Below are 12130 nucleotides of genomic sequence, written 5' to 3' on the forward strand. Positions count from 1 at the left end.
TAATTGCTATGCTCGTTACTTTCTCGCCCTTGTCACGAAGCTCTTCATAACAACTTTATTTTAAATTTATACTTGAATTGTTACGAAAGTCAAATAAACTATGTAATCAATTGATTACCAAATCGTCAACATTGTTGACAGTTTAGAAATTTTGTTGACGATTTGTGAATTAATAACATCAAATTAAATGAACCTCTAAAAACCATGAAACCACGTAAATCCTAAGATTTGCGTGGTTTTGATGCTATTTGATATAGCTTTTTGTGACCTCGACAGGAGGAGTTTTATAGAATTTGACGACTGCATTTAAAGCCCTATTTTATTAGCAAAACCCTTTATAAACAACATGTTTACAGCGTTTTATATCTCCATTAAAAATGGAATACAATTGAGTTGAATTTGGTATTATGGAGCAATTGTGGACTAGATGTGGACTAGATGTGGACTAGAAAATGTATATTAGAAATTGATTTTTTAGTCTATAAACCATGACCATTTCTTTTTATATCCAATCCAGTAAAAATCCTGCTCCCATCTACGTGCGCGTTCGGGAAGGTCGGGATGTGGACGCGAAATGCAAAATTCAGACGACTATTGATCCCAAACTTTTCAGTAAAGGAAAGATAAAACTTCGAAAGATTCCCACAGGGGCAGATGCAAACGCCAAAGACTGGATCCAAAAGGCAAACAATGAACTCATCCTCATCCAAAAAAAACTAGACCAGCTAAAGGTGTTACTTAACGAACGGCTCAACAACCGCAAAAATGGGCAAACAATCAATAGCCAATGGCTTAATGAAGTTATCTATCCCCGCAGTAAAAATGAAATTCCTAAGGCACTCCTCTCTTATTTTGATTATTTTCTGGAATCCAAAAAGACAAGCTTAAACGCCACCACCATTAAAAAGATAAAGGTATTCAAACACAGATTGGAGCGTTATGAGAAAACGCATGGGATCGTTTATATCAACGAAGTGGACAAACGTTTTGCGCTCTCCCTTCAACGTTGGTGTGATCGGGAAAATTATGCACATAACACCAAAGTAAAAACCCTGAAGGTCTTATTGACCGTTTGCAACCACGCCAAAGAAAACGGAATTTTGACCAGTACCCAATTACCTTATATTACCCGAGGCCTGAAATACCAAAAGACCAGTCACGTCCATTTAAATTTTGAGGAACTGAAAAAAATAGCAGCAACCCCAATGCCCGACCAAAGGTTGGAGAATGCCAGGGATTGGTTGATTATTAGTTGCTTTACTGCCCAACGGGTTTCCGATTTTCTGCGCTTTTCTAAAAATAAAATAGTTGAAATGGAAGGAATGCAATTTCTGGATATCAGCCAAAAAAAGACCGGTAAAGCACTCTATATCCCCTTAACCAAAGAAGTAACTGAAATATTGGACAAACGTGGTGGGGAATTCCCGCCTGCTTTTTCCGACCATCTCGAAGGAAACAAAACGATTTACAATACTCTTATTAAAGAAGTTTGCCGTGTGGCTAAGATCAACAATAAAGTTACCTCCCATGGGAAAAACCCTAAGACCAATAGGTATGAATTTAGGGAAGTGCCCAAATATAAAGCAGTCAGTACACACATTGGAAGAAGGTCTTTTGCAACCAATTATTATGGGAAAATAAATACCGCCCTTTTGATAAACGCCACTGGGCATTCTTCTGAAACCCAATTTTTAAAATATGTAGGAAAAGATGGAAATCAACAGGCCCTTACCTTGGCCAAGGCGATGAAATCTTTTGCTGAGCAAAGTAAGTAATGGCTCTTTTAGAAAAAATTATGAAGGTCAAAAGTCGCGAATACAACCAATTGCAACAACCCTCTTTAGAGGAATGCCCATTGAAGGCATTTTTGGGTATTGATATCAATAATTCTTTTTATGATTTCTATTTTAAAAAAGCACGCGGTATAGATTTCAAGGTAGATATGGAAGTTTTTTTCAGGGACCTATATTACGATATTCTAATTTTTATAAATAATCACGAAACACTCCCCCATCAAGTCGATATCTATTTCAACAATACCTACAAAAGAGCGCTTCACTACAAAGGGGTGGCATTGAAAACAAAAGAAAAATACCATTTCTTATTATTTGAAACTGTTGTCCAAAAAATAACCGGGGTGTTAGCTGTGGAGCAACAGTTGCCTAGGTTGCCCATTGAAAATCCACCTGATCTTACTCCGGATTTTGAATTTATTCGAGCTTTTCATCAAAAATTGAGGCATACCCATATTCCAGAAAAAAACAATGTAATTACCGAATTTTTTACATCCTACAATCCGCTACCGGGATACGCTCTACAGGATACATCGAATTTTAAAGAAACTATCCTAGCCCTAGACAAGAATAAGAGCGGAAATGTGCCGAAAAGTGAAATTTCTGAAAATACTTTACCCAGAGGTTTCAAGGAATTGGGGAAATTCCGGCAAGAAAACAACATTGAATGGCTGGGTACTTCCATGGAACTGGCCGAATTAGTTAAAGGGCTAATTGAAGCAAAAAAAATTTCTGGAATATCGGAAAAACAGATATTTCATTTTTTTCAGCAGGTGTTAGATTTGCCTTTTGATAAACGTGAAAAACTTCAATCCCTGCGGAAACGATCATCAGATCTAACACCACTGATCGATGAGATGGAATTCCATCTCAAACAATGGATAAACAAACCTTAATCATACATATTTGTTAAAATATAGGCATACTCTCGATTAAGTATGCTATTAGTACGTCATATGTTTTTATTGATTTGCATGGTAACTCATAAACCAAATGCAATGAAAAAAGTAATCCAACTTCACCAAACCACTCCAGAACAATTAGTACAGGATATATTACTAGGTGTTAAAGGAGAAATTGAAAGCCTTAAGAAAGATTTCCGCCCACAAGAACCGGAAGAGTACCTAACTCGGTCAGAAGTTTCCAAAATGTTGAAAGTTGATCTCTCCACCGTACATCATTGGACCAAAAGCGGAAGGCTTAGACGTTATGGACTGGGCAGGCGTGTGTACTACAAAAGAAGCGATATTGAACAGTCGCTACTAGAAATTACACCCCAGATCCATTAAATCAACATTTCCGTCAATTTCTAAAATTTAGCTGTTATGAATGGATATGAACTTTCCAGAGCCTGGTTTGATTTCAGCTTTACAAATACTTGTAAGGTCAACCCAGTCCATAGTGCTATTTTCTTTTTTGCCATAGAACGTTGTAATCGGCTGGGGTGGAAAAAAGAATTTGGTTTCCCTACCGACCTGGCCATGGAAGCTGTGGGCATCAAAAATTACAAAACCTACTACCGGGCTCTTCAGGATTTGGTGGAGTGGGGATTTATAAGATGGATTCAGAAAAGCAAGAACCAATACACCGCCAATATTATTGCTTTGGTAAAAATTGACGATGCATCGCCCCAGGCATTGAATAAAGCACTATCTGGGCATTATACAAAGCAAGATTCCCAGCAGGTCCAAAGCAACTATCGGGGCATTGCTAGTATAAATAAACCTATAAACCATAAACCTTTAAACCTAGAACTTATAAACCAAAAGCCATTACTCGAAGTAGAAAAAATTAATGTTGAAAAAGACCAGGAAGTTTATTTTAAATGGGCACTTAAATTTCATAGGCTCTTTTTAAAAAACTTAGAGCAAAAAGGCGCGCCATTGAAAAAAACAAAGGAGGCTGTGTTTGAAGATTGCGTAAAGCCGATTCGGGATATGATGGAAAAGGATGGAGTCAACGCAGCACAATTGCAAATAGCCTATGATCTACTAAATGGACAGGATGATTTCTGGAAAGGAGTGATTCTGGATACCGGTAAACTGAAGGAAAAAATAGGTCAGCTGATCGCTCAGGGAAAAATGCCGATGAAAGAAAAAGATATGGATATCAGGGTGAAGGATAAAGTAAGAAGTTATGATTAGTCCAAATAAAGAAGTTTTACAGGAAATTTATTCGCCGATAAACCCTATCGGCAGAAATCAAAATTTGATCAGCAAACAGTTTTTTTGGAAGCTATTCCAGATTCATTCACCTGGTTTCAAAATTAATCCCGAAAATGAAAAAATTATTTATACCATCTTCCGCTACTTTTTGGGTCAAGCCAATTTTAATGAATTTGGGGTTATAAAAAACAAACCTTGCCTTGAAAAAGGTTTGCTGGTATATGGAGATTATGGAGTAGGTAAATCAACGCTTTTCGATGCCATCCATGAAACCGGAAAAATAATTGTTGGCAAGAACCAGAATACTCAACTTTGGTTTCCGCGTATATCCACCGTTCATATGCTTACCAAATATTATGAAGCAAAAAAAGATCCTGCCAGTAATTTTAAACTGGAAAATTACTACCGGGGAAAATTGTACTTGGACGATTTGGGAAAAGAAGATAAAGCATATAACCGGGAAGAAATTATTGGAAAATTGCTTTTTGAAAGACATAGGGGAAGACTTAAAACATTTGTTACCACCAATGAAAATCCGTCAGCCATTGCCGCACGATATGGGAGCCATATTGGGGATCGATTGCTAGAAATGTTCAATATCATAAAATGGGAAGGTAAAAGCTGGAGGGAATAAAAAGGGAACTTTAATAAAATCAAAAGTCCTCACCACATTTCCCACGATGAAGCAAAAATTTCATCTTAGGGAAAAGAGGTTCGTCTAAAAATAGGATTTGGAAGTAGACCAAAATAAAGCCTAGATCACATTTGACCTTATTTGATAATAATTATAAAATTAAACACAGATACTATTTTGGCCTACCTCCTCAGCTGCTCTTTTTGGAAAAAATTAAATTGATCTCTACCTGGATATTGGTTAGCCGGGAAATAAATATTGATTGAAAAACATCATTAAAACTGAAAATTTCCTCAGGAACCACATTCATTTTTGAGTAGCAAAGCAAGATGTGTCATTGTCATGACAATCTTGCTTTGCGCCCGCAGGTTGCAAAGATTTTAAAAAAAGATGAAACGAGAATACATCCAGATACGCTGCTCGATCTACGAGAAAAAGCTGCTCAAAAAAAGGGCGGCCAGGGCGGGAATTTCCCTTTCGGAATATCTTCGGGCAACTGCTTTCAAAATAAACATGGTCGAACGGATTACCCCCGAGCAGTTGGAATCTTATCAGCTGTTGGTGCAATACAAAAACAACTTTAGCCGGATCGGCAATATGTTCAAAAAGAGCAATCCCAATTTATCTAAGGAAGTGAAAGAATTGGCCGAAGAGATCAGGACACATTTAAAAAACTTTAAAAAATGATCGGGAAAGGACATTCCATAGCAAGCACCGGGGCATCCATAGATTATGGATGGAACCAGGAGAAAGATGCCGAAGTAGTTCTTAAAGAATACCTGGCCGGGGAGACCCCGAAAGAGATTACCGAGGAATTTAAGATCATCCAGTCACAAAATGAACGGTGCACCCAGAATACGCTCAGTTTTATACTAAGTCCTACCGTTAAAGATGGGCAGGAAATGGGCAAAGCGCAACTTAAAGAGATCACCAGCCGATTTCTCAAGGAAATGGAATTAAAAAACAGGCAGGCCATAGCATTTGTACACAGGGATAAGGCACATACCCATGTGCATGTCTATGTGAATAGGATTGGTTTTGATGGGAAAGCCTATAATGATAGTTTTATTGGAAAAAGAAGTCAGATCGCCGCGGATAATGTCGCAAAAGAGTTAGGCCTTACCAGGGTCCGGGAAGTACAGCAGGAAAAACTACAGGAACTCAAATGGCAGCGGTTGGCTATTAGGCATATCAATAACAAGGTGATAGAAACCAGGCCTAAATCCCTGGATGAATATATAGGCAAAATGAAGGACTCTAACGTAAAAGTGATTCCAAGTATTAATAAATCTAACCAGCTGCAGGGGTTTAGGTTTGAGTATAAAGGAGCCAGTCTAAAAGGAAGTGAGGTACACAGATCTATGTCCGGTAGTAAACTCATTGGGGAAATCACCCAAAACGCAAAATTTACCAGAATGAAGGAGGTGCCTAACAGCTTAAAACTGATGGATAAGACAGTACAATTGAGCTCTAATATGGCTGCAAAAATCGCTAAAGACCTGTTGAAACAGGTGATCAAAAGAGGACTGGAGACCGGAATGGGCATGGGATTTTAAAATTTAAAAGCTATGAAAAAACTAGATGAGATCATGGAATTGATGGCCGATGAGATGGCCGACTTTAAAACCTCGATATTAAAACTACAATTAATTTCGAAACAGCTGTTCGACCTGAGCATTCCGATCAGCACAGAAGCTATGGAAAAGAATCTGAACACTTTTCTTGAAAAACAGGAGGCTAAAAATCAATTAAAGGATGATACTCTTAAAAGTATTGATAAGAAGCTAGAGCATGCGATGATCATTCCAAATTATATGCTCGTGATCTTCGGAATACTTGGAATATTGATGTTAGGGCTTTTGGGTTATTTTGGAGTTAGCTGTAAGGCAGCAAAAGAGGAAAAATTTGGAGTGTTCCAGATAATGACGAAATCAGAAAATAACCGCTATCAGGAATATTTCTCAGAGAAGCCTGAAATTATGAATGATTATTGCGAGTGGTTAGAAGAAAAAAAGTAGCTTTTGTCATGACAATCCCCGTTGCCGCATAGTAACCACTTTTTACAGTAAATGCCTCAGTAAGTCTTTTAAACTGGTAAATTTTTACTGTAAATCAAGAATCATAAGAGGGTGCGCCCTCTGCTGTTTTTACTTTACGCTTAACTTCCCGTACGCTATAAAAACAGCACAGGAACCACGCGCAGGTTAGTTATGGTAGATATGGGGCAAACCCCTAAATTAATAAAGACCGAAATTGCTGCCAATATCTAACAACCATTGAACTTTATTTTTACTCATTTAATCAAGTGAAAAATTTAGTCTTCCAAATAATATTTTTAAATTGGCTTTCCACCTAAACCTGTTTGCCAAATCATATAAATGTCCACATCTATAAAATTTTATGGCGGTCATTTTTCATTGTATTAAAAAAAAAATGAATGCGCTTTAAAATTACACTTGTTCCCATATCCAAGAACCCGATTATCCCGATCAATTATCAATACCCCTTGAGCGCGGTAATTTATAAAGTCTTGAGCGGTGCAGATGAAAAATATGCTTCCTTTCTGCATGAAAAAGGCTATCAGGTGGGCGATGGGTTAAAACGTTTTAAGTTTTTTACTTTTTCTGATTTAAGGGCCAAATTCAAGTTAAGGGATAAGGATCGCATGCACCTTCATTCCAATCCAGAACTCATCGTTTCCTTTTATTTGCCCGAAGCGGCGAAACATTTTATCAAGGGGATCTTTTTGAACCGGGAAATCGCCATTGCCGATGGGACAAGCAAAGCCCTTTTCTTGGTAGAACAGGTGGAGGCATTGCTACCCTTGAACATCCCAAACGGCAGTATCGACTCCTTGCATTTCGATGTGCTTTCCATGGTTGTCTGCGGTAGGAAAAACGACGATGGCAATTACGTTTTCCTCTCGCCCGAAGATCCCAATTGGAAACCCATGGTACTCTACAACTGGAAGGAAAAATGCAGGGCAGCGAGCCTGGACTTTTCCGAGACCGAATGGGCCATTATGGATATAGAAACCTTGCTGGACAAAAAGAAACCGGCATCACGGCTCATCGTCATCAAGGCCGGCACGAAGGCGCAAACCCGCATCAAGGGTTATCGTGATTTTGGGATCAGGGCCACGGGGCCATCAGCAGCCTTGGAACTGCTGTACAATGCCGGGTGCGGGGCGTACACCAGTTTGGGTTGCGGGTTTCTGGGGATTAAAGAAAATTGGGAAATTAACCATGACAACACATAAGCAATTAAATCAAACTTTATATGGCATACGTTTTTAAGATAAAATTGGAAGGTTCCTCAAAACCGCCCATTTGGCGGAAGGTAAAGGTAAACGAGTCCCTCACCTTCCTGGAACTGCACTGGGTGATTCAAGGGGCGTTCGGGTGGCACAACTCCCACCTGCACCAATTTTCCCCCGGGGGTTGGAATGGCACCCCCGTTTTGCAGGAAGATCACGGAATCGAGTATCCGGACCAGGCCCCTTTCAGCGATCCCAAGACCTGGCCTCATGGTGAACGCTATGCTTGTTCCAAAATCAAACTGAAGGATTATTTCCATTCCCCGAAACAAAAGACAACCTATATCTATGATTTTGGGGACGATTGGGAACATACGGTAGAGCTGGTAGAGATCACGGACGAGAAAATCCTACATCCCGTTTGCCTGGCCGGGAAGGGACATACACCCATGGAAGACTGTGGAGGCATCCCTGGATATTACGAAATGGTAGAGGCCATTAACAACCGCAAACACCCGGAACACGAGGAATTTATAGAATGGGTGGGTTATAAAAAAGGACAAAAATGGGAGGTAAATGAATTTGATCTGGAGGAGGTGCGGGAGCGGTTAAGGGTGGTTTGGAAGATGAAAGACAGGGATGATTACCCATAATCAGCCGGTAGTTATAATTCTTCCGGTACGGTTGATTTGTTGAGAAGCATAATCGAGTGCGGCAAGGATATCGTCTTGCGTCAATTCAGGGAAATCGTCCAGAATTTCTTCCTGGGTCATACCGGAAGCAAGATAGCCGAGGATGTCGCCTACGGTAATGCGGAGGTTGCGGATACAGGGTTGCCCGGAGCGTTTTCCTTTGGTGATTGATATAAGATCTGAATTCATAGATACTAAAATAACAATTCTGACTTTAATTTTTTTAATATATAAATTAAAATTTTTATATTCGTCTTTTTATAGTTCCTAATATTGATTATATTACAATGATTTTAATCGACCAAAATTTATCGCATAAGTTGGGTAAACTTTTTATGAATAAAAAAGTGGTAGCGCGCCACGTTTACGCTGAGGATTTGCATGGAGCAGATGATGTAGAAATTTGGCAATACGCTAAAAATTTGGGTTACACTATTTTGACAAAAGATACAGATTTTGAAGTGCTTCAAAGTATTTGGGGTTTCCCACCTAAGATTATTATTTTAAAATGTGGAAACGCAAGCACACGTATAATTATGGATCTATTGGATGCAAGCTGGCTGCAAATCATCGATTTTTTAAGTAAGGATACATTAGGTATTATAGAAGTTTCATAAAGAAGGAATTGAAATATATTAGGAACAATAAAAATAATCGAACCAATTTTATGAAATTTTAATAATCAGATTATGCTCACAGAACTTATAAACTTTACTGGAACGCTGAGCGAAGACTTTAAAAGTCTTGGCCTAAACCCAAAAGAAGGGCTTCATATTCTGTTGCAAGTAAAAGACGATGGTTCAATTACAACTAAATCGGAAACCATTCGGCATGCATTTTATTCCAAAAAATTAAAAGGGGAACAGGATGCCATACTTGAAAAATGCAAGAAACTTCAGGAAAATGCTTGGTGTGTAAACACAAATAAGTGTTTCGATTTGCCCATGAAAGCTATTCACACTTGTTCGCCAATCTGTATGGCCTTTAAACGAGAGCATCTTAAAGGTGGTGCCAAGTTTGATGCAAATATTGCAAAAGGCAAACCACAACTCCAAGAACGCTTTGAGTCATATTTCGAAAAAGCAGAAGATCTTTTGACCGAAAATGAACTCTTAATAAAGGCATTTGAGAGCTTCAAAGCCATTTTTGAGAAAGAGTCTTGGAAAGTTATTTTAGAAGATACCCAAAAACAACGTGCAGGGCAACACGAGGTTTTATTCCAGAAAAAAGAAAAGATTGAAGATAAAATAAAGGATACCCTAGATAAGTCTGAAAAAGAGTTGCTCAAAGAAAGTTTGCAGGAGGTTCAATCCCAACTTTTAACTGTTCAACCTTTGGCGGATAGTGATTATATTCTGTTCTATCTAGATTTTCCGCTAGCGGTTTATAAAGAAACCCACGGGAAATATTTGGATGACAAATTATTCAATACCGATAAATATAATACTAAGCCTGATGCAGAAGGTATAATCTACGGAACGAATGATTTTCAAAATGGTTACAATGCAAATATGCCTTTTTTACTTCATCAAACGGCAACATTTGACATAACGGGTAGGATTTCAAATTTAGATGCAAGAACATTATATGAATTCGGTAACATACTGCCCCGTAAGACTTTACCGAATCCGTTGCCGATTTTTGTTTATGAAAATGAGTTCAAAAAAAGAGTGATTGCATTGTATAAAGTTGGCCGTCTAGGTTTTAGGGATCTTGTGGACTCTTTGTATCAGAGCCATAAAGAGGATTTTAAGAATTACTATTTACTGAATTGGTCAAATACCCAAAATGGCATTGTCTTCAATGACTTTGATTTTGTTGCACGTTTTGAATATAGTTTGGGAGATGTAGGAGGTCTTAAAATCGAGAACTATTTCAATTTATATGAGAGTGGAAAAGAGAAACATTACAAATCCGTCAAAAACATATTTCAATTAGAGGATAGGGTGCTCAAATATTTGATTCAAAACAAATATCACAGGGTCGATTATTTTTCGGATTTCAAGAAAGAGGATTATGAAAACAGGGACTTCACCTTTTTGTCATTCTGTAAGTATAGAAAGGCCATTTATGATTATGTGTATAAATCCAACCGAAACACCATTCACGGAGAACATTTTGATGAAATGGTTTTTAATGGCATAAAGGATGATTTTAAAAACAACAGCGAATATGGCATCAAGGAAAAACTGAATCTTTGGTATAGCTTACACGACTACTTTCATGAACCAAACAACCTAAAACCCAAAAATATGGCAAGTAAATTAAAAGAGTATCGAGATTTTGTAGTAAATGTAGCAACAGGAAAAGAATACAATCTTGATGACGTTACGGACAAACATTTTGCTTTTGCTGCCGGTCAGGTAATCGGATATTTGCTAGATAAGAGTGCGTCCGAAAACAAAAACTATCAATTGCTAGAACCTTATCTTCAAAAATCGAAATGCGATGAGTTACAAAAAGCGATTGCAAATGATGTAATCAGATATAAACACGCCATAGAAAACAATGAATTGAGGTTCAAAAATGTTTTCGCTTTCGTAGAAACATGGGAAACCAATAAAAATATTAAAGATTTATTACCTGAACTTATTTCAGGTGTTTTCTCAAAATCAATTAAATATATATCAACTAAAAACGACTAATCATGCCAGCATTCAACAATCGTGTTTATGGATTTGCAATCATTAAATCCATCAATTCCAATTACAATGCAGACTTTTCAGGGCAACCGCGAAAGTTGCCGAACGGAAAAGTTTATGCCACCGATAAAGCACTCAAGTATTCCATCCGGAATTTTTGGAGAGATGTTTCCAGTGAAAGAGTCTTTTATTTTAAGCGTTTAAATAACGATATGAATCCTTTCGACCTAGTTGGTTTGTACAAAAAAGTCTTTGGATCAGAGGTGAAAAATGATGATAAAAACACCATTTTAAACAACCTATTATCATCAATAGACGTAAGATTTTTTGGTGCCACATTCGCCCCTAAAGGTAGTGGAGTTGATAAAAAGAATATTTCGATTCATGGCCCCTGCCAAATTACTCACGGGTTAAATCGTTTTCCAGAGAATATAATATATACTGAACAGATTATGGCACCGGTAAGTACACCGGGGAAAGAAAATGAAGGAGACAAAGGAAACACCACATTGGGAACACAGTCCAAACTGGAAGAAGGTCACTACGTACACCATTTTTCGGTCAACCCAAAAAACATTGCCGATGATGTAGCCCGTGTTGATGCCGAGGGTCTCACATCAGCTGACATCGATAAATTAAAAGAAGGCCTGCGCAAGGGAGCAAGTTATTATGATAGTGCCGCCAAGTCGGGAACCGAAAACGAACTCTTATTCTGGATTCAATTAAAGGAAGGTTCTACACTGGTCATGCCCTCATTTATAGAATTTGTAGATATTGACCAAGACCGCACAATAGACCTTAAAAAAGTAACATCCTATTTACAGAGTGAGGACGTGAAAAATGATATCGATACGGTTGAAATCTATTATAACAAAGCAGTTACCAAGGTGGTAAACGAACCTGAAATAGCGATGCAAAAAACTATCTGATTTTTTAAACGATCTCTAA

Annotated in this window: 14 protein-coding genes; 13 read left to right on the forward strand and 1 reads right to left on the reverse strand. The window is 38.0% G+C overall.

The window, feature by feature from the left end:
- Positions 1-488: 488 nt before the first annotated feature.
- The 10 genes from DHD80_RS01885 (at position 489) to DHD80_RS01930 (ending at position 8501) form a co-directional block, all read left to right on the forward strand.
- Positions 489-1775 (forward strand): phage integrase SAM-like domain-containing protein, encoded by a 1287-nt coding sequence (locus tag DHD80_RS01885; protein ID WP_251739179.1) that lies wholly within the window; start codon positions 489-491, stop codon positions 1773-1775.
- A 20-nt stretch (positions 1776-1795) separates the two neighbouring features.
- The gene (locus tag DHD80_RS01890) at positions 1796-2689 is read left to right on the forward strand and encodes an RteC domain-containing protein (RefSeq protein WP_251739180.1); all 894 of its coding nucleotides are present in this window, start codon (positions 1796-1798) and stop codon (positions 2687-2689) included.
- 78 nt (positions 2690-2767) lie between these two features.
- Entirely contained in the window at positions 2768-3082 is a 315-nt protein-coding gene (locus DHD80_RS01895; protein WP_251739181.1) for a helix-turn-helix domain-containing protein, read from the forward strand.
- A 36-nt stretch (positions 3083-3118) separates the two neighbouring features.
- Positions 3119-3937, forward strand: a complete 819-nt coding sequence (locus DHD80_RS01900; protein ID WP_251739182.1) for a hypothetical protein — start codon at positions 3119-3121, stop codon at positions 3935-3937.
- Positions 3930-4592: a hypothetical protein gene (locus tag DHD80_RS01905; RefSeq protein WP_251739183.1), complete on the forward strand. Its 663-nt coding sequence runs from the start codon at positions 3930-3932 to the stop codon at positions 4590-4592. The genes DHD80_RS01900 and DHD80_RS01905 overlap by 8 nt, the downstream gene beginning before the upstream one ends.
- 390 nt (positions 4593-4982) lie before the next feature.
- Positions 4983-5279, forward strand: coding sequence for a mobilization protein MbpA (mbpA, locus tag DHD80_RS01910; protein ID WP_251739184.1), 297 nt, complete (start codon positions 4983-4985; stop codon positions 5277-5279).
- Positions 5276-6148, forward strand: a complete 873-nt coding sequence (locus DHD80_RS01915) for a relaxase/mobilization nuclease domain-containing protein (RefSeq protein WP_251739185.1) — start codon at positions 5276-5278, stop codon at positions 6146-6148. Before mbpA ends, DHD80_RS01915 begins: the two co-directional genes overlap by 4 nt.
- A 12-nt stretch (positions 6149-6160) precedes the next feature.
- The gene (locus DHD80_RS01920) at positions 6161-6610 is read left to right on the forward strand and encodes a DUF6730 family protein (RefSeq protein ID WP_251739186.1); all 450 of its coding nucleotides are present in this window, start codon (positions 6161-6163) and stop codon (positions 6608-6610) included.
- A gap of 419 nt (positions 6611-7029) precedes the next feature.
- Positions 7030-7851 carry a CRISPR-associated endoribonuclease Cas6 gene (locus DHD80_RS01925; RefSeq protein ID WP_251739187.1) on the forward strand — a complete coding sequence of 274 codons (822 nt, stop codon included), beginning with the start codon at positions 7030-7032 and terminating at the stop codon, positions 7849-7851.
- A 20-nt stretch (positions 7852-7871) separates the two neighbouring features.
- Positions 7872-8501 (forward strand): plasmid pRiA4b ORF-3 family protein, encoded by a 630-nt coding sequence (locus DHD80_RS01930; RefSeq protein WP_251739188.1) that lies wholly within the window; start codon positions 7872-7874, stop codon positions 8499-8501.
- On the opposite strand, the gene DHD80_RS01935 is transcribed toward DHD80_RS01930, so the two are convergent.
- On the reverse strand, positions 8502-8729 hold the full coding sequence (locus DHD80_RS01935) for a DUF433 domain-containing protein (protein ID WP_251739189.1): 228 nt from the start codon (positions 8727-8729) through the stop codon (positions 8502-8504). It abuts the gene before it with no gap.
- A 98-nt stretch (positions 8730-8827) separates the two neighbouring features.
- Here DHD80_RS01935 and DHD80_RS01940 point away from each other — a divergent pair, with 98 nt between their 5' ends.
- From DHD80_RS01940 to DHD80_RS01950, 3 genes are all read left to right on the forward strand, one after another.
- Entirely contained in the window at positions 8828-9157 is a 330-nt protein-coding gene (locus DHD80_RS01940) for a DUF5615 family PIN-like protein (protein ID WP_251739190.1), read from the forward strand.
- 72 nt (positions 9158-9229) lie between these two features.
- Positions 9230-11185: a hypothetical protein gene (locus DHD80_RS01945; RefSeq protein WP_251739191.1), complete on the forward strand. Its 1956-nt coding sequence runs from the start codon at positions 9230-9232 to the stop codon at positions 11183-11185.
- Between the two features lie 2 nt (positions 11186-11187).
- On the forward strand, positions 11188-12111 hold the full coding sequence (locus DHD80_RS01950; RefSeq protein WP_251739192.1) for a type I CRISPR-associated protein Cas7: 924 nt from the start codon (positions 11188-11190) through the stop codon (positions 12109-12111).
- Positions 12112-12130: the final 19 nt, after the last annotated feature.

It is taken from the genome of Gramella sp. AN32 (assembly GCF_023718305.1).
Lineage (GTDB): Bacteria > Bacteroidota > Bacteroidia > Flavobacteriales > Flavobacteriaceae > Christiangramia > Christiangramia antarctica.

Bases quoted from the DNA above. Each gene is read 5' to 3' on its own strand.
- DHD80_RS01885 (WP_251739179.1), top strand. From the start codon at position 489: ATGACCATTTCTTTTTATATCCAATCCAGTAAAAATCCTGCTCCCATC.
- DHD80_RS01905 (WP_251739183.1), top strand. From the start codon at position 3,930: ATGATTAGTCCAAATAAAGAAGTTTTACAGGAAATTTATTCGCCGATA.
- DHD80_RS01945 (WP_251739191.1), top strand. From the start codon at position 9,230: ATGCTCACAGAACTTATAAACTTTACTGGAACGCTGAGCGAAGACTTT.
- DHD80_RS01900 (WP_251739182.1), top strand. From the start codon at position 3,119: ATGAATGGATATGAACTTTCCAGAGCCTGGTTTGATTTCAGCTTTACA.
- DHD80_RS01925 (WP_251739187.1), top strand. From the start codon at position 7,030: ATGCGCTTTAAAATTACACTTGTTCCCATATCCAAGAACCCGATTATC.
- DHD80_RS01895 (WP_251739181.1), top strand. From the start codon at position 2,768: ATGGTAACTCATAAACCAAATGCAATGAAAAAAGTAATCCAACTTCAC.
- DHD80_RS01915 (WP_251739185.1), top strand. From the start codon at position 5,276: ATGATCGGGAAAGGACATTCCATAGCAAGCACCGGGGCATCCATAGAT.
- DHD80_RS01920 (WP_251739186.1), top strand. From the start codon at position 6,161: ATGAAAAAACTAGATGAGATCATGGAATTGATGGCCGATGAGATGGCC.
- mbpA (WP_251739184.1), top strand. From the start codon at position 4,983: ATGAAACGAGAATACATCCAGATACGCTGCTCGATCTACGAGAAAAAG.
- DHD80_RS01890 (WP_251739180.1), top strand. From the start codon at position 1,796: ATGAAGGTCAAAAGTCGCGAATACAACCAATTGCAACAACCCTCTTTA.
- DHD80_RS01935 (WP_251739189.1), bottom strand. From the start codon at position 8,729: ATGAATTCAGATCTTATATCAATCACCAAAGGAAAACGCTCCGGGCAA.
- DHD80_RS01950 (WP_251739192.1), top strand. From the start codon at position 11,188: ATGCCAGCATTCAACAATCGTGTTTATGGATTTGCAATCATTAAATCC.
- DHD80_RS01940 (WP_251739190.1), top strand. From the start codon at position 8,828: ATGATTTTAATCGACCAAAATTTATCGCATAAGTTGGGTAAACTTTTT.
- DHD80_RS01930 (WP_251739188.1), top strand. From the start codon at position 7,872: ATGGCATACGTTTTTAAGATAAAATTGGAAGGTTCCTCAAAACCGCCC.